The sequence below is a fragment of the Melittangium boletus DSM 14713 genome, from assembly GCF_002305855.1.
Taxonomy (GTDB): Bacteria; Myxococcota; Myxococcia; order Myxococcales; family Myxococcaceae; genus Cystobacter; species Cystobacter boletus.
Window position 1 is genome coordinate 8,410,571 of sequence record NZ_CP022163.1, and the last position, 16,767, is coordinate 8,427,337.

The 16,767-nt window shown below is 68.2% G+C and carries 11 protein-coding genes and 1 riboswitch; of the genes, 3 read left to right on the top strand and 8 right to left on the bottom strand.

Going from position 1 to position 16,767, the window contains the following annotated elements:
* The first annotated feature begins 65 nt into the window (after positions 1-65).
* Complete coding sequence (locus MEBOL_RS34850; RefSeq protein WP_095981460.1) at positions 66-1,766, top strand: sensor histidine kinase; 1,701 nt, start codon at positions 66-68, stop codon at positions 1,764-1,766.
* 35 nt (positions 1,767-1,801) lie between these two features.
* Entirely contained in the window at positions 1,802-3,193 is a 1,392-nt protein-coding gene (locus MEBOL_RS34855; protein ID WP_095981461.1) for a M1 family metallopeptidase, read from the top strand.
* Between the two features lie 13 nt (positions 3,194-3,206).
* On the opposite strand, the gene MEBOL_RS34860 is transcribed toward MEBOL_RS34855, so the two are convergent.
* The 4 genes from MEBOL_RS34860 to MEBOL_RS34875 form a co-directional block, all read right to left on the bottom strand.
* A complete protein-coding gene (locus tag MEBOL_RS34860; protein ID WP_095981462.1) occupies positions 3,207-3,938 on the bottom strand; it encodes a class I SAM-dependent methyltransferase in 732 nt (243 codons plus the stop codon).
* A 301-nt stretch (positions 3,939-4,239) separates the two neighbouring features.
* Positions 4,240-4,980: a hypothetical protein gene (locus MEBOL_RS34865; RefSeq protein WP_095981463.1), complete on the bottom strand. Its 741-nt coding sequence runs from the start codon at positions 4,978-4,980 to the stop codon at positions 4,240-4,242.
* A gap of 311 nt (positions 4,981-5,291) precedes the next feature.
* Positions 5,292-7,784, bottom strand: coding sequence for a fused MFS/spermidine synthase (locus MEBOL_RS34870; RefSeq protein WP_095981464.1), 2,493 nt, complete (start codon positions 7,782-7,784; stop codon positions 5,292-5,294).
* 169 nt (positions 7,785-7,953) lie between these two features.
* Entirely contained in the window at positions 7,954-9,168 is a 1,215-nt protein-coding gene (locus tag MEBOL_RS34875) for a glycoside hydrolase family 19 protein (protein WP_095981465.1), read from the bottom strand.
* A 283-nt stretch (positions 9,169-9,451) separates the two neighbouring features.
* Between MEBOL_RS34875 and MEBOL_RS34880 the strand changes: the two genes are divergently transcribed.
* Positions 9,452-9,928, top strand: coding sequence for a DcrB-related protein (locus MEBOL_RS34880; RefSeq protein WP_095981466.1), 477 nt, complete (start codon positions 9,452-9,454; stop codon positions 9,926-9,928).
* 10 nt (positions 9,929-9,938) lie between these two features.
* Here MEBOL_RS34880 and MEBOL_RS34885 read toward each other — a convergent pair whose 3' ends face one another.
* The 4 genes from MEBOL_RS34885 to MEBOL_RS34900 form a co-directional block, all read right to left on the bottom strand.
* Positions 9,939-10,565 carry a trimeric intracellular cation channel family protein gene (locus tag MEBOL_RS34885; protein ID WP_095981467.1) on the bottom strand — a complete coding sequence of 209 codons (627 nt, stop codon included), beginning with the start codon at positions 10,563-10,565 and terminating at the stop codon, positions 9,939-9,941.
* Positions 10,566-10,611: 46 nt separating this feature from the next.
* Positions 10,612-12,030, bottom strand: coding sequence for an adenosylhomocysteinase (ahcY, locus tag MEBOL_RS34890; RefSeq protein ID WP_095981468.1), 1,419 nt, complete (start codon positions 12,028-12,030; stop codon positions 10,612-10,614).
* A 71-nt stretch (positions 12,031-12,101) separates the two neighbouring features.
* A riboswitch (S-adenosyl-L-homocysteine riboswitch) is annotated at positions 12,102-12,168 on the bottom strand.
* Between the two features lie 83 nt (positions 12,169-12,251).
* Positions 12,252-14,738, bottom strand: coding sequence for a sensor histidine kinase (locus MEBOL_RS34895; protein ID WP_245919127.1), 2,487 nt, complete (start codon positions 14,736-14,738; stop codon positions 12,252-12,254).
* Between the two features lie 146 nt (positions 14,739-14,884).
* Positions 14,885-16,705: a vWA domain-containing protein gene (locus MEBOL_RS34900; RefSeq protein ID WP_179956344.1), complete on the bottom strand. Its 1,821-nt coding sequence runs from the start codon at positions 16,703-16,705 to the stop codon at positions 14,885-14,887.
* Between the last annotated feature and the right edge of the window lie 62 nt (positions 16,706-16,767).

A 16,767-nucleotide genomic window follows, 5' to 3' on the forward strand; every position in this document is an offset into this window, starting at 1 on the left:
GGCATCCCCATTCATCTTTCGGGCCCCTGACGCAGTAGTGTTATGCCCCCACGGACTTCTCCGCGTTGAGCGGGGACCTGGCGAGCAGCTTCCGCTCGGCGGTGGAGCGCGCGGGCCTCCAGTTCATCGTGGACTGTCCTCCCTTGTCCCAACCCGTCTATCTGGACGGCGAGTCGTGGGAGAAGATCGTCCTCAACCTCGTCTCCAACGCCTTCAAGTTCACCCATCAGGGCTCCATCACGGTGCGGACCCGTGAGTGGGAGGGCCGGGCCCTGCTCGAGGTGAGCGACACGGGAACGGGCATTCCCGCCGCGGAACTGCCGCGCCTCTTCGAGCGCTTCCACCGGGTGAAGGACGCGCATGCCCGGACCCATGAGGGCTCTGGCATTGGCCTGGCGCTGGTGCGGGAGCTCGTGCTGTTGCACGGGGGCCGCGTGCGGGTGGACAGCACGGAGGGGCGGGGGACGACGTTCACCGTCGAGGTGCCTCTGGGCACCGGGCACTTGCCCGAGGAGCGCGTCCGGGCCTCGCGCGGCCAGTCCTCCACCGCGGTGGGCGCCGGCGCCTATGTCGAGGAGGCGCTGCGGTGGACGGTGGAGGAATCGCCAGCGCCCCGAGTGTTGGACCCGGGCCTGCCACGGGCGCGGGTGCTCCTCGCGGACGACAACGCGGACATGCGCGACTACATCCACCGGGTGCTGTCCGTCGAGTTCACCGTGGACTCGGTGGCGGATGGGCAGGCGGCCCTGGAAGCCGCGCTGGCCCATCCTCCGGACCTCGTGCTCTCGGACGTGATGATGCCGCGGCTGGACGGCGTGGGCTTGTTGCGCGCCCTGCGGGCGGCTCCCCACACCCGGGAGCTGCCCATCCTCCTGTTGTCTGCCCGGGCCGGACAGGAGGCCACGCTCGAGGGCATCGAATCCGGAGCGGATGACTACCTCGTCAAACCCTTCTCCGCGCGTGAGTTGCTCGCCCGGGTTCGCGCTCACCTGGAGCGCATGCGCATGCGCCGGCAGGTGGCCCAGGAGCGGGTGCGCGTGGACAACCTCCTGGAGGCGGTGCGGGCGCGGGACGAGTTCCTCTCCCTGGCCTCCCATGAATTGAAGACGCCGCTCACCGCCTTCCAACTCCAGCTCGGCGCCATCGAGCGGAGCGTGAACAAGGCCTCGCCCCATGACATCGGCGAGCGTCTGGTATCGGCCCGGCGCTCCGTGCGCCGGCTGGCCAGCCTCGTCGAGACCCTGTTGGACGTATCGCGGCTCGCTCCTGGCCGCATCCAACTGGCGCTCGAGCCGCTGGACCTGACGGCGCTCGTGGAGGAGATGGTGTCGGCCCACCAGGACGAGGCCCGGCGCCAGGGCTCCACCCTGGTCGCCCAGGTCGAGCCCTCCCTGGGCGGGTTCTTCGACCGGAGCCGCATGGAGCAGGTGCTCCAGCATCTGCTGTCCAATGCCCTGAAGTTCGGGCGGGGCCGTCCGGTGGAGCTATCCCTGCGCGAGGAGGGGCCTCTCCTGGAGCTCTCCGTCGTGGACCATGGCATTGGAATCCCCGAGGTCGATCGCCACCGGGTCTTCGAGCGGTTCGAGCGGGCCGTGCCGGTGCGCCACTACGGTGGCCTGGGATTGGGACTCTGGGTGATGCGGCAGGTGATCGAGGCCCACCATGGAAGTATCCTCATTCAGGAGACGCCAGGTGGGGGGGCCACGTTCCTCGTCCGCCTGCCGCGCGACGAGCGCGAGGCCCGCGCCCGCTCTCCCTCGAATTGAGCCGACTCCTTTCCTCTCGCCTCACGGAACTCCCCATGAACATGCGTCCCTCGCGAATGGCGGTCCTTCTTCTCTTGAGCGGTCTTGGGATGGGGTGTCCCAAGGACTCGCCGGAGGAGGTGACCGATGAAGCCAGCTCCTGTGCGGGACCCACGAACGGCACGGAGTTGCCCGCGTGTCCGCTCCTCTGTGACGCGCTGGCCCAGGGTGAGCCACCGCCCGCCGGAGCGGACCTGTCCCGTGACATCCGCTCCACCGCGTTGAACGTGAGGCTCGACTCGCTGGAGGCCACGGCCCTCATCCAGGTGGCGGGCTCCTCGAGCAACACCCTGTCCCTGAAGGTCGGCTCGCTGCGCATCACCGGAGTGAGCAGCCGTTGCGGGCCGCTGAACCACACCGTGAAGGACGGCCAGTTGGACGTGGGCGTGCCCGAGTGGGCGTCCTTCGTCCGCGTCGACTACGTGATCTCCGAGTCGACGAACTACGACGGTTACCTGCCGGGTGGGACGACCTTCACCTGGCCGTCCTTCTGCGCGAACCTCTACCCGTGCCATCCGGCGCTGGCCGATGGCGCGACGTTCTCGCTCCAGCTCGAGAACGTGCCCGCGGGCAAGACGGCCGTCTATCCCCGCTCCATTCCGGGCGAGGCCCCGCCCTACATGTTGGCGTGGGCGGTGGGGGACTACACCGAGAAGGCCCTGGGCAGCACCGCGGCGGGGACTCAGGTGTCCGTCTGGCACCTGCCGGGCGAGGAGGTGGCGGCCACCCAGGGGACGCTTCACTTGAAGGACGCGGTGGACTTCTACGAGAAGCGCTACGGCGCCTATTCCTTCGGCTCCAAGGTGGGCTCGGTGTCGGCCAATTGGGGGGAGGGGGCTTATGGCGGCATGGAGCACCACCCGTACTGGCACGTGGCCTCCGATGCCATGGATGACAAGCTGGTACACCACCACGAGGCGGCCCATGGGTGGTTTGGCAATGGCGTGCGCATCCAGTGCTGGGAGGACTTCGTCCTGTCCGAGGGGACGTCCGAATACCTGACCGCGCGCTCGGTGCGGGAGACCGAGGGCGTGGAGGCCGAGGAGAAGGTGTGGGCCTCCTGGAAGCTGTCCCTGGAGCGGGCCGTGGCGCGTGGGGACACGCTGGCCCTGCCGGACTCCACCTGCAACGAGATCGACATCCTCACCCATCCGCTCTGGTCCACCATCCCCTACGTGAAGGGAGCCTTTTTCTACCGGGCGCTGGAGAAGCAGATCGGCACGGCCGCCATGGATCAGGCGCTGGCGCATTTCTACCAGCGCCACGTGGGAGGCACGGCACGCATGCAGCAGTTGCTGGATCTCGTGAAGGAAGAGACGGGGTATGACTCCACGCCGCTCGCCCAGACGTGGCTGCGCGGCCTGGGTGTCCCCGCCGAGATTCCGTAGCTCTCCGCTCGGGCTACTTCCGGCCGCTCAGCACCACGAGCAGCGGGTGCTCCTGGTACTCCTTCCAGAAGTCCGCGCCGAACCGGGCGATCGCCTCGGGAGGAACCTCGAAGTGCTTCCACTCGAGTTGCCGGAAGCCGGCTTGTTCCATGGCCCACTCGTAGGTGGCGGCGGGCCAGCGGAGGTATTCGATGTCCGCCGGCGGATCCGTGAGGAAGGTCGCCTGCACCACATGGCGTTCCCCCTCGAGGGTTTCCCGGCGTACATCGAAGCCGTACTTCGCCCAGCTCGACTTCGTCAGCTCGAAGCTCGGCTCCATGGTGAAGGCGATGAAGCGCCCGCCCTCCGTCAGGTTGCGATAGGCACTGCCGCACATGCTCGCCAGCTCTTCCCGGGTTCGTGCGTAATTGAGCAGATAGACGGCCGTCACCAGATGGAACGAGCCCAGGACGGGCAGGTGGGTGGCATCGGCGACATGGAATCGGATGCCTTGGGGGCGCTCCTGCTCCCGCTCCAGGGCCACGGACACCATCTTCGAGGAGATGTCCACGCCCAGGACCTCGTTGGCCCCCTGTTGCTTCAACAACCGGGAGTAGTGGCCCGCGCCGCACGCCAGATCCAGGACCCGCTGGCCGTGCAGGTCGCCCACGAGCTTCAGGAACGTGTGTTGCTCCGGGATGGGCAGGGGCGCCGTGTTCTTGAACTGCTCGTACCTGCCGCCGATGTTGTCGTATTGCTCCGCCATGTCGGACTCTCCGGCGGGGTCACCCCGCAATGGGGCGCCTCCGTGGAGCGCATTCTGCGCGGGAGTCGTGCTCGCGCGGAGCGGCGGCTCACGGGAACTGCCGCCGGTGGACAGTTCCGCCCTTCATGATGAAGCGCACCTGACGAAACGCGGAGATGTCCCGGGTCGGGTCTCCCTCCACCGCCAGCAGGTCCGCGAGCGCCTTCCTTCACACAGGGACACACGAACTCACCCAGCGCCAGCAGAGGAGATCCTCCACCGGGCCCCCTCGCTCGCCTGGCTGGCCGCCTTCGGGCGTGCGTCAGGGGTCGACCGAGCGAGGCTCGGGGTCCTTCTTCTTCACGGGCATGTAGCAATGACCCTGGTACTCGGCCGAACCAGGAGGGCAGGGCGCATCGTGTTTATGCTGGGCCCAGCAGCCGCCTCGGATTTCTACTTCCGTGACTGGGATACACGGAGGCGTGGCTTGTTCCTTTAACGGCTTCTCGGGCATCGGGTAGGCGATGACGGGGAAGGGGACATCCCGTGTGTTGATGAGGTTTCTGGGCTCCTGGGGCGGGGAGCGTGCTTCGTTCCATGCTTGCTCGGGCTCGCGCGGCCAGAGCAGCAGTGCACCGCCAACCACCAGCGCGAGGCTCAGGCTCGCCACGGCCCAGTGCCTTCTCCACCGACATGCCGGAGGACGCGCCGCGCGTGCGAAATGGGCCCGGGCGTCCTCCCGGTCATCGAGGCTCATCAAGGCTCCCGCCATTCGCAGGTGACCCAATGCTTGCTCGTGCAGGGTGGGCTTTTTCGCCCCCGTTGGTGCCTCGGTGTGCGCGATGAGCGCGGGTGGATCGGTAAAGCTCGTGGTCTGGGTGCTCCAGGCGGTTGGCGTGCGCCACTCCTCCCCAGTTCCCGGCATCACCACCAGCGCGGGCGCTCCCGTCCCGGTGTGATGTGCCTCGTAGAGGTGGCCCTCGTCCTCGGGCACGTCCGGGTAACGCTCGCCCACTTCATAAGGGCCGAGCCGCCGACCCTTCCAGTCCGCGTTGTCGCTCATGTTCCTCCCTCCTGACTTCACCTCTTCCTACTCGGGATGTCGGGCCGCCGGAAGGACTCATGGGGTCATGTGCGGCACGTCGCGGCCCTCGAGGAGGGCCGCTGACAGGTGCCGCCGAGCTGTGCGCCGTGCAGCCCTCTTTGAGCACACTCCTCGTGTGAAGTGGCTCACAGCGTTCACGCGGATCAACTGGTAGAGCGCGTCACACCAGGGCTCAAGAGAAACCGGCCCGTGGTGAACGAACACCCCTCGTGTTGTTTCGCAAGGGGTCATGCAGTGATGTGTAATCACGACTCGTTCGAATTTATTACTCAGGGAGGCGAGGGCAGGGCGAACTCCGCCCGGGAGAGGAACTCCTCCTGGGCGTAGAGGCGCTTCAACTCGTCGGTATACGCGGGCAGGCGCGGATCATCGCAGTCGGTGCACCAGGTGGTGAGGTCTTCCAGGGCGAACAGCCCGGCGGGCATGCGCCGCGGAGTGCCCGTCGAGGCCATGCTGTACTCGGTGATGGGCCAGTCGTCGGTGACGGGCGCCACGCCTCGGGTCAGCGCCTCCAGCCCCCGCGTGGATGCGGAGAAGAGGCCCGCGTACTCCACCGGAGAGCCCAACCAGAAGCGCTCCAGATCGGCCTTCACCTGGGGGCGGGCCTCCAGGCGGCGCTGGACCTCGGCGAGGTGGAGCTGGTTCTGGCCGCCGTTGCTGCCCATGAGGATGAGTTCCGCGCCATAGCCCGCCAGCAGCACCGCGTCCGGGAAAACGTCGAGGAAGGCCCGCACCATGGCGCGCGACGTGTGCTCGGGCACCTGATAGGCCGGCAGCCATTGGGTGAAGTAGCCCCCGGGGACGAGCCGGCTCCGGGCCAGGGCGTAGAACTCCCGCGAGTAGAGCGAGCCCACGCCCGCGAAGGCGATGGGAGGAGGCTCCAGGGTGATGAGATCGTACGTGCCCTCGGGCCGCATGCGCAGGTGTTGCCGGCCATCGTTGACGTGAACGGTGACGCGCGGATCCTTCAACACGTGGCCATTGGTGGCGGCGAAGTAGTCCGCGTGCGAGAGGACGTTGCGCGACAGGTCCATCACGTCGAGCTTCTCCACGGACGGGTGCAGGGACGCGGCATGCACCGTGTTGCCCGCGCCGAAGCAGATGATGCCCACGCGCCGGGGCGACTCCTGTTGCAGCAGGGGGACGTGCGCCATGGCCCGCATGTAGCGCTGCGCGGTGGGCTCGTTGCCGGCCATGCTGTGGCCATTGGTGTAGAGCGCGCGGCCCAGGCCCTCCACCTCGGCGATGAGGACGGTCTCGTTGGGCCCCTCGCTGGTGGCCAGCACGCGCACGGGCTCGACGTCGACGATGGGGAAGCCCTGGCGCAGCAGCTTGTCCGGGGCCTGGCCGCTCCAGCCCACCAGCGCGAGCGCGCATCCGGCGAGCAGCGTGGGCACCCGCCGCCGGGACAGGCCCGCCTCCGGCAGGGGAATGGCCGCGAGGGCCAGGGGCAACAGGGCCAGGGTTGTCAGCAACGCCAGCGCGCCCATGCTCCGCTGCATGCCGAGCGCCGGCAGCAGGAGGAAGCCCGTGCAGAGAGAGCCGAGCACCGCGCCCGCGGTGTTCCACAGGTAGAGGCCTCCCGCGCGTCCCCCCACGGTGGCGCTGGCGCGCTGCACCAGGGCGTTGGCCAGGGGAAAGGTCATCCCCATGAGGACGGAGGGCAGCCCCACCGCGGAGATCATCGGCATGAGCAGGAAGAGGTGTTCGGCGAGGCGCGAGGGAGGGCCGCCATGTCCGAGGGCCCGCTCGCTGGCCCGTACGGACTCCACGTCCAATGAGGCCAGCAGGCCCAGGCTGGTGATGACCAGGAGCGTCAGCGCCGAGCCCAGCAGCAGCGCGGGTCGGCCCAGGCGCCGCACGAGTCCGCCCGCGAGCGTGGCGCCCAACCACATGCACACGAGGATGACGGTGAGCAACAGCGAGAAGACGCTGCGAAAGCCGCCCAGCAGGGTGGAGAAGTAGCGGAACCACAGCATCTCCATGCCCATGGAGGCGAAGCCGGAAAGCGCGAGCGCCATGCCCGTCAGGTGCACGAGGCGCGACTCCTCGGGCATTGACGGCGGGGGAGCGGGCTCACTGAGGACGGGTGGAGGCGGGGCGGCGGAAGACGCGCCCTGGCGCAGGACGAGGAGCGCACAGAGGCCCACGGCGGTGTTGAGGGCCACGGCGAGCAGTTGGGTGTCTCGCACGCCGAGCGCGGGGATGAAGGCGAGATCGGTGAGGAACGCGCCCAGTGCGGCTCCGGCGGTGTTGACGCCGTAGAGCGCGCCCACGTGCCAGCCGGCGGCCGAGAACTGGGAACCGACCTGGTGGCGGATGAGGAGCGTGAGGGTGCCGCCCATGAGCAGGGTGATGGGGCCCAGCAGCACGAGCGCCAACAGGTAGCGCCACACCTGCGAGGACACGGACAGGACGAGCCAGCCCTGGGCATCGGGGGTGTACGCGGAGAGCGCGCCCGAGGCCCGCCCCACCCAGGGCAACGCGAGCGCCACCAGCATGCCGAGCACCGCGATGCCCAACTCCACGCGGGCATACAGCCTCAGCGGCGCGGCACCGTCCCGGGCATGGAGCCGATCCGCGAGACGCCCCGCGACGAGTCCCCCCACGCCCAGGCCGCACATGAAGATGGCGGTGACGACAGCGGCCGACCAGACGGTGTTGCCGAAGAGATTGCCGAACTGGCGAACCCACACCACCTGGTAGACGAGACCGCTGATGCCGGAGAGGAAGAACAGCAGGTAGAGCAGGGGCGCACGCATGAGGGCGCGAGGCTATCCCGCCACGGGAAGAGGGAACCATCCCCATCTCGACGGAGGGAGGGCGGCCGGGCCAGCGGGCCCGTGGGTGGGCGGCGGCCTCTCGGAAACGCGAGAAGGCCCCGGGAATGACTCCCCGGGGCCCTCATTCGACGTGACGGCGCTCAGTGGCTCAGCAGCCGGTGTTGGCGCCGGGGCTGACGCCCAGCAGGCTGCAGAAGCGGGTGTAGTTGTTCACGCGGCTCTGCACCTGGGCGGGGTTGCGGCCACCGCACTCCAGGGCGCCGTTGATGGTGCGGATGGTCTCACCGAAGCCCGCGCCGTTGACGATGGCGTTGTGGGCCGTCATGGAGCCCGCGCCCGTCTGCGTCATCCAGAACCAGAAGCCCGTGCGCCAGGAGATGGTGGCGTCGCGCGCGACCAGGTCGGGGTTGTTCTTGAGGTCCACGCCCAGCGCGTTGCCCGCGGCGCAGTAGTTGCCGTTCCACGACAGCTGGATGGGGCCACGGCCGTAGTACATCTTACCCGCGGCGCAGCCGCAGCCCGGGGGGCCCCAGCCGGTGTCGCACATGGTGCTCTTGGCGATCTCCTCGATGTAGACGAGGTTGCCCGTCTCGTGGGCGATGTTGGCCAGGAAGGCGGCCACCTCGCGCTTGCGGGTGTCGGTGTCGCCCGTGGTGGCGAAGCCGGAGAAGGTGTTGGCCGCGGCGACCAGGGCCGAGTAGGAGTAGAAGCCGTTGCGGCCGGGGAACATCGCGTTGAAGGTGGACTCGCTCAGGATGCCGGCGATGCCGTTGCCCGAGGGGGGAGGCGTGGTGCCGCCGCCGGAGACCTTGTCCAGGGTGTAGAGCTGGTTGGCGGTGCCCGTGTAGGGGTACTGCACGAAGCCCGTGCCGTTGTTCGCCGAGCCCCAGAGCAGGTCGATGACCATGTCCGTGTGACGCGCGTGGATGCTGAAGTTGTTGTTACCGCGGTTCACGAACTTGAACTGCTGGTTGGCGCCACCGACGTAGGACCACTGGTGGAGCTCGGCGTTCTGGGCGTAGCTGACTTCCTTGATGTCGAAGCCCTTGCCGCTGTTGACGTTGATGATCTTCCAGTAGCCGTCGGACGTCGCGGAGATGGCGAACTTCTGGGCGTTGGTGCCGTTGCAGTCCCACAGCTGCACCTTGGTGCCGTCGGCGGTGCCGGAGGAGGCGATGTCGATGCACTTGTTGTTCTGGGCGGAGCGGATGACGTAGTCGCCCGCCGTGATGCTCGACACGATGGCCTCGCGCTGGAGCTGATCGACAGGCTCGACGGACTTCACCTCATCGACGGCACATCCACCCAGCCCACTCAGGGCACCCAACAGCGAGACACAACGGAATACGGTCAGACGGGACATGCGGTTCTCCTCGGGGTCAGTGAAATGGCTTCGCGTTTCGCGTCTGGCATTGCCTTAAGCACCCGGCGTGCCAACCTTGCCTTCTCCCAGATAGACCTGTTTTCGCGGCTTTAGCGGCCCAGAGTGCTTTTTCCCCTGGTGACAACGCTTGTCTCCTGGTGACTCCACTCACCAGTGGGAGCACCGTGGACGATGTGGGGCAGGGGGAATCCATGTGCGCGTGTTCCCTCTGTAGGGGGATGAGTGGCGGAGCCAGACGCGCCCGGTGTAGGAGTCTCTTCCCATGAGCGCGTCCAACGTCATCCGTCACGGTCCCCTGGTGCTGTCCCTTCCCAACGGCTGGTTCGATGCGAGCCAGGTGGTGGCGGTAGGTCCCGAGGAGGAGGGCTTCCGCGCGAACGTGGTCGTGTCGATCGAGCCCGCGAATCAGGGGGAGACGGTCACGCGGTTCGCCGCGCGCGCGCTGGCGGGGCTGCGCAAGTCCCAGGACTTCGTCTTGGGCAACGAGCGTGAGGCCACCTTCGGCCCCCACCAGGGCGTGCTGCGCGAGTACACCTTCACCTTGCAGGGCGTCCGTCTGGCCCAGCTCCAGTTCACCGTGTTGAAGGACCAGGTCGGCTACACCTTCACGTACACCCAGCGCCCCGAGAAGATGGCCAAGACGCGGGGGGTGGCCGAGGCCTTCTTCGCCGCCGCCCAGGTGGAGGCGAAGGCCCCCGCGCCCGCGGCGGCGACGTCGTCCTTGAACTCCGTGTGGTGAAGCGCGCCCGTCAACCCCGGTAGAGGGGAAGGGCGAGGCCTCGCACGATGGCCAGGGCGCGCAGGACGAAGCCGGCGGTGGCCGCGAGTCCGGCAGCCAGCGGCAGGGGCACGCCGAGCAGGCTCAGGCCGACGAACAGCGCGGCGGCGAGCGCGGCGGCGGTGACGTAGATCTCCGGGCGCAGGAGGATGGAGGGCTCGCCCGCGAGCACGTCGCGGATGATGCCTCCCACGCAGGCGGTGACGACTCCCATCACCGTGGCGGGCAGGGCGGGGATGCCGAGGCTCAGCGCCTTGGCGGCGCCATAGACGGCATAGGCGGCGAGGCCCAGCGCGTCGAACCAGTCGAGCGCCTTGCCCCGCCACAGCCACGCGGGCGTGAACCAGACGAGCACCGCCATGCCGAGACAGGTGGTGATGGCCCGCGGATCATGCATCCAGAACACCGGGGCGCCGAGCAGGAGATCGCGCACGGTGCCTCCGCCGGTGCTGGTGATGGCGGCGAAGAACGCGAAGGTGACGAGGTTCTGCTTGAGGCGGGCGGCGGCGAGCGCGCCCGAGACGGCGAACACCGCGATGCCGGCGATGTCGAGCCAGACGAGGGCGGGGGCGAGGTGATCGAGGGGGAGCAGGGTCATGCGCGAACCGCGTCCCCTCCCAGAAGAGAGGACGCGGCGGGTGTGACTAGTAGCGGTAGTGGTCGCTCTTGTACGGACCCTCCTGGGTCACGCCGATGTACTTCGCCTGCTCGGGGGTGAGCTGGGTGAGCTCGGCGCCCAGCTTGCTGAGCTGCAGACGGGCCACCTTCTCGTCCAGGTGCCGCGGCAGCATGTACACGCCCGGCTTGTAGTGGCCCGGCTTGGTGAAGATCTCGATCTGCGCGAGCACCTGGTTGGCGAAGGAGGAGCTCATCACGTAGCTGGGGTGGCCCGTGCCGCAGCCCAGGTTCACCAGGCGGCCCTCGGCGAGCAGGATGATGCGCTTGTTGTCCGGGAAGATGACGTGATCGACCTGGGGCTTGATGTTGTCCCACTTGTACTGCTTGAGGCTCGCCACATCGATCTCGTTGTCGAAGTGGCCGATGTTGCACACGATGGCGTTGTTCTTCATCCGCTTCATGTGCTCGTGGGTGAGCACCTGGAAGTTGCCCGTCGCGGTGACGAAGATGTCCGCCTTGTCCGCCGCGTAGTCCATGGAGACGACGCGGTAGCCTTCCATCGCCGCCTGGAGGGCGCAGATGGGATCGATCTCGGTGACCCACACCTGGGCCTGGAGGCCGCGCAGCGCCTGCGCCGAGCCCTTGCCCACCTCGCCGTAGCCGGCCACCACGGCCACCTTGCCGGCGATCATCACGTCCGTGGCGCGCTTGATGGCGTCCACCAGCGACTCACGGCAGCCGTAGATGTTGTCGAACTTGGACTTGGTCACCGAGTCGTTGACGTTGATGGCCGGGAACTTGAGCCGGCCTTCCTTCGCCATCTGGTAGAGCCGGTGCACGCCCGTGGTGGTCTCCTCGGTGACGCCCTGGATGTTCGCGAGCGTCTTGGAGTACCAGCCGGGCTGCTGCTCCAGCCGCTTGCGGATGGAGGCGAAGAGGATGGTCTCCTCCTCGCTGCCGGGCTTGGCGAGCACGGACAGGTCCTTCTCCGCGTTGGCGCCCAGGTGGAGCAGGAGCGTGGCGTCGCCGCCGTCATCGAGGATCATGTTGGGCGAGCCGCCGTCCGCCCACTCGAAGATGCGGTGCGTGTAGTCCCAGTACTGCTCCAGCGTCTCGCCCTTGAAGGCGAACACGGGGGTGCCACCGGCGGCGATCGCCGCCGCGGCGTGATCCTGCGTGGAGAAGATGTTGCACGAGGCCCACCGCACCTGGGCGCCGAGCGCCTCCAGCGTCTGGATGAGCACCGCGGTCTGGATGGTCATGTGCAGCGAGCCCGCGATGCGCGCGCCCTTGAGGGGCTGCTGCTTCGCGTACTCGTCGCGGATGGCCATCAGGCCGGGCATCTCGGTCTCGGCGATCGCGATCTCCTTGCGACCCCAGTCAGCCAGCTTGATGTCCGCGACCTTGTAATCGGTGAACTTGCTCAAATCGACGGCGGCGCTCATGCGTTGCTCCCGGGTGGCGGGGCCATGGGGGCAAGACGGTGAGCGCTCGCGTCCCGGGCCATGTCGCCACGAGTCAGCGAGCGCCGTTACAAGAACCTGAGCCTGGCGGGGAGACCCGTTGCAGCGCTCCTCAGGGTGGGCGAACCCTACTCCAAGGACACCGCCCTTCACCAGGGAATCCATTCCCCCCCGAGCCCCTGTCCGGTGTGCGTGGGTGCCACTCAGGAGGCGTCTGGCTCACCCCGGGGCAGGAGGACGGAGAAGCGGGTGCCTTGTCCAGGGCCGGCGCTCGCCGCGCGGATGGTGCCCTCATGGCGCTCGACGATCTCCCGGCAGATGGCCAGGCCCAGCCCCAGGCCCCCCGCGTGGTGCTCGGCGGCGTTCTGGGCCCGGAAGAACGGCTCGAACAGGTTGGACAGATTCTCGCTGGGAACGCCGATGCCTTGATCCTCCACCTCCATGAGCACGCCATCTCCCTCGGGGCGCAAGCGCACGTGAATGGGCTTGTCGGGAGGCGAGTAACGCACCGCGTTCTCGACGAGGTTGGTCAGGAGTTGATCCAGACGCTGATCATCCCACTGCCCGAGCAGGGGTTGCTCGGGCAACTCCAGGCGGATGGGGGCGGTGCGTTCACTCCGGGCATGCTCGATGCGGTCGACGACCTCGCGTGCCAGGGCGCTCAGGTCCATGGTCGCCCGGCGCAGCGAGAAGCGTCCGGATTGCATCCGGGACACATCCAGCATGTCTCCGATGAGCCGGGTGAGCCGGTCCACCTGGCGCCGCAGCCGCTCCAGCGTGGAGCGCTGCTTCTCGGGGGACACTCCTTGGGGGGGTTGGGACTGGCGCAGCATCAGCTCGATGGTGGCCTTGAGCGGGGTGAGCGGCGTGCGCAGCTCATGGCTGGCCATGGACAGGAATTGATCCCGGCTGGTGATGGCCTCGCGCAGCTCCTTCTGGGTGCGCTCGATGCGGGCCGCCATCTCGTTGAAGCCCGCGGCGAGCTCCGCCAGTTCGTCATCCCCCTGGGCGGGGACACCCCGGTCGAGCGTCCGGGTTCCGAGCACCGCGAAGCCGTCCCGGAGCGCCGTCAGGCGTTGGGCCACGTCCCGTCCCACCCAGCGCGAGAGCAGGAGCGCGACGGCTCCCGCGGTGAGCGCGATGAACACCACCAGGGCACTCAGCCGCGTCACGGGTGCGAAGGCCTGTCTCAGGGGCGCGGTCACCGCGACGGTCCACGGCGTGTCCTGAACCGGGGCATGTGCCACGAGCAGCCGTCCTCCCCCCGGGTCGACCGCCTCGGTGAAACCCTCGGCGAGGGACAGGATGGAGTCGTCGACGATGGAGAGGATGGGCGCTCGGGAGAGCATGTCCCCCCGGTTGGTTTCGCGCAGCAGCTCGCCATTGCGGCGGTCGAAGATCTCCACGTGGTAGTTGAGCGAGGCGAGCGTCGGCTCCCGGCTCATGCGCACGAGCGACATGCCCGCCACCAGGAGGACCTGACGCCCTTCTTCCAGCTTCACCGGAGAGGCGAAGACGACCATGGGCGTCTTCCTGACGTTGAGGAACGGGCGCGACAGGTAGACCTGGTCCTCCCTGCGTCCTTCCTGGAAGTAGTCTCGATGAGAGAAGTCGCCCACGACGCCGCCAGCCTCGGTGGACAGCACGGACTGGCCCGTGTCATCGAGCACCCAGGCCGCGTCGAACGGGCCGGGTTGGGAGCGCAGCAGGGTCAACCGGGAGCGGAGCGCCGGTTTGTCCCCCCGGGTGAGCACGGATTGCAGGAGGGGGTCTCGGGTCTGGGTCCGCAACACGAAGCGGGCCATGGACGCGGTCTGTTCCAACCAGGCGACCTCGGCCGCCACGGCCTGCCGCGCCTTGTCCCTCAATTCCCGCTCGATGGCCCGCTGCGCGACCACCGATGCCAGTCCGCCCACCGCGAGGATGGGCAACACCGAGGCGAGCGCCACTCCACGAAACAGCCGCCACCCCACGGTGGATGTCTCCCATTGGCGCCGGAACAGCAGGAAGCCGCATCCCAACGTGATGACGCTGTAGAGCACCAGGCCCGTCCACGACCCACGCCATCCCGCCACGAGGCCCATCTGCCCGAACAGGGCGGCCAGGAATCCCACGGCGAGGCGCGAGAGCTTCGCTTCGCGCCGCACCTGTCCCACCGCCAGCAGGCCTCCCCCCACGAGGAAGAGCACGCCCATGAGCCGTGCCACGGGCTGGTAGACATCATAGAAGCTCGGTCCGAGCAGGATGGGGTCCATCACGATGAACCCGCCGAACGCCAACGCCGTGGTCAGCAGGAATTCTGAGAAGAAGCCCCGGGTGTGCCAGCGCGGCAGGGCCTCGGCGATGAGTGCCGTCACCATCAAGGGATAGACGAGCGCGCCGGTGATGCCTCCGGCCAACACCGTGACGCCCCACCAGTACACGGCGAGCGCTCCCAGGAACAACGTGCGTCCAATCCATCCCACCCACGCGGGCCAGGTTGGATAGAGCAGGGCGACGAGCATGGTCGCCGAGCCCGCCATGAACACCGTCCCCAACAACCGGATGTGGGGGTAGATGAGCCGGAAGATGCTCGTGCCGAACTCATAGGGCACGTACACCATCGTGATGCCGGTCAGGAGGCCAAAGGCGGCGGCGATCCACTCGACACGAACCGGGTTCAGGGCTCCTCGCGATACCTCTTCGGACACTCCCGTGCTCTCCAGTTGGTGGATTTCCGTGGGGTGGCGCCTTCCATAGCAGTGTTGGAGACAAATCACCTCCGCCATGCTTGTCCTGCCGCCCCAGAAAAAACTGTTACCACTGGTTGGAAGTGGTCGTGATGCGGGGCCCGGATTCAGCGAGTCGCGCTGCTGCCCAGCAGACTCCGGGCGCGCGCGAGGAGCTGGGTGAATTCCACCCGGTCGGCCTGCCCGTCGGTGGCCCCCTCCGCGAGCTTCTGGACCGTGGACAGGTTCCACTTCTGGGCGCTCGCGCCGCCGCGCAGCACGTCCGCGGTGGCCGCCACCGCCAGGGCGAAGCGGAAGTCGGACGAGGCCGCGTCGAGCGAGGCGCGCATCTGGCTCGGCTCGAGGGGGAAGGCCTGCTCGGCGGCCTCGGTGCCCGTGGGCGTCTTGGCGCGGATGCGCACCGTGCCCAGCGCCGCCTTGGCGTCCGTCAACTCCACCTCGTAGAGCGCGGTGACGCTGTGGCCCGCGCCAATCTCTCCGGCGTCCACCTTGTCATCGCGGAAGTCCTTGTCGGCGATGTCCCGGTTCTCGTAGCCCACCAACCGGTAGCGGCGCACCACCTTCGGGTCGAACTCCACCTGCACCTTCACGTCCTTGGCGATGACCTCCAGGGTGCCGGTGAGCTGCTGCTCGAAGACCTTCTTCGCCTCCTTGTAGCTGTCGATGTAGAAGCAATTGCCGTTGCCCTTGTCGGCCAGCTTCTCCATCAGGTCATCCCGGTAGTTGCCCATGCCGAAGCCGATGGCCGACAGCGTGACGCCCTCCTTCACGTGGCCCTGGATGCTGTTGAGCATGTCGTCCGCGGAGAGGTTCTGGCCGATGTTGGCGTCTCCGTCCGTGAGCACCACCACGCGCGACACCACGCTGCCCGAGGCCTTCTTCACCGCGTGCTTGTAGGCCAGCTCCATGCCCGAGCCCATGGCGGTGCCGCCCCCGGACTCCAGCGAGTCGATGGCCTTGTAGATGCGCTCCAGGTTCGTGGCGGGCGTGGGCGTGAGCACCTCGCGCGTGCCGCCCGCGTAGGTGACGAGCGCCACGGTGTCGTTCTCGTTGAGGTTCTTCACCGCGAGCTTCATCGCCTCCTTGGCCAGGGGCAGCTTGTCCTGCTGGTTCATGGAGCCGCTGGTGTCCACCAGGAAGACCAGGTGCGCGGGCTTGCGCTGTGAGCGCGAGACGACCTTGCCCTGGATGCCCACGCGCACGAAGTGGCGGTTCGCGTCGAAGGGCGAGGGTGCTCCCTCCAGGTGCACGCCGAACGCGCCTCGTTCGGGAGGGGTGTAGCGGTACTTGAAGTAGTTGACGAACTCCTCCACCCGCACCGCGGGACGCGGGGGCAGGGCATTCTGGTTCAGGTAGCGGCGAGCTACCGTGTACGACGCCGTGTCCACGTCCACCGCGAAGGTGGAGAAGCGATCCGCGGCGGTCTCCGTGAAGGCATTGGGGGTGTGCTCGGTGAAGCGGTTGCCCTGCGTGGGGGGCTCCGCCGGAGGCGCCAGGGCCTCCTTTTTCTTGGCGGGCATGGCCCTGCCGACCGCGGGAGCGCCGCCGACAACCTCCTCCTCGACTCCCGCGACAGCGTCATCCTTGGACGGCGCCTCGTACTCCATGGCCTTCGCTTCCGCCGGAGCGCGGGTGAGCGACTTGGCGGCGATGGGCGCCGGGGCAGGTTTGGGCTGTGCCAGCGCCGAGCGGGAGGGCGGGGGCGGAGGCGCGGAGGGCGTAGTGCTTGGCTCGGACTGGGGCTCGGAGGGCTGTTGCGTGGCGGGCGGCTCCTCCTGCCGGGGTCGGCTCACCGGTGGGAGGGACTCACTGGCGTCCTGGGGGCTCCCGGAGGTGGGCTTGGGAGACGTGCTGCATCCGGAGACGAGGCTCAGGGCGAGGGCGGCGCCGCTCCAGCGGGCCAGGCGGTTCGACTTGGATGAGGACAAGGTGCGCTCCAGGGAGGTCCGTTGTGGAATGGACCTTCGAAACGCACCAGGGGCGAATCCGA

Excerpts from the sequence above, each read along its gene's own strand:
- MEBOL_RS34870 (WP_095981464.1), bottom strand. The coding sequence starts at position 7,784 with ATGCGTGCGCCCCTGCTCTACCTGCTGTTCTTCCTCTCCGGCATCAGC.
- MEBOL_RS34855 (WP_095981461.1), top strand. The coding sequence starts at position 1,802 with ATGAACATGCGTCCCTCGCGAATGGCGGTCCTTCTTCTCTTGAGCGGT.
- MEBOL_RS34885 (WP_095981467.1), bottom strand. The coding sequence starts at position 10,565 with ATGACCCTGCTCCCCCTCGATCACCTCGCCCCCGCCCTCGTCTGGCTC.
- MEBOL_RS34875 (WP_095981465.1), bottom strand. The coding sequence starts at position 9,168 with ATGTCCCGTCTGACCGTATTCCGTTGTGTCTCGCTGTTGGGTGCCCTG.
- MEBOL_RS34860 (WP_095981462.1), bottom strand. The coding sequence starts at position 3,938 with ATGGCGGAGCAATACGACAACATCGGCGGCAGGTACGAGCAGTTCAAG.
- ahcY (WP_095981468.1), bottom strand. The coding sequence starts at position 12,030 with ATGAGCGCCGCCGTCGATTTGAGCAAGTTCACCGATTACAAGGTCGCG.
- MEBOL_RS34865 (WP_095981463.1), bottom strand. The coding sequence starts at position 4,980 with ATGAGCGACAACGCGGACTGGAAGGGTCGGCGGCTCGGCCCTTATGAA.
- MEBOL_RS34880 (WP_095981466.1), top strand. The coding sequence starts at position 9,452 with ATGAGCGCGTCCAACGTCATCCGTCACGGTCCCCTGGTGCTGTCCCTT.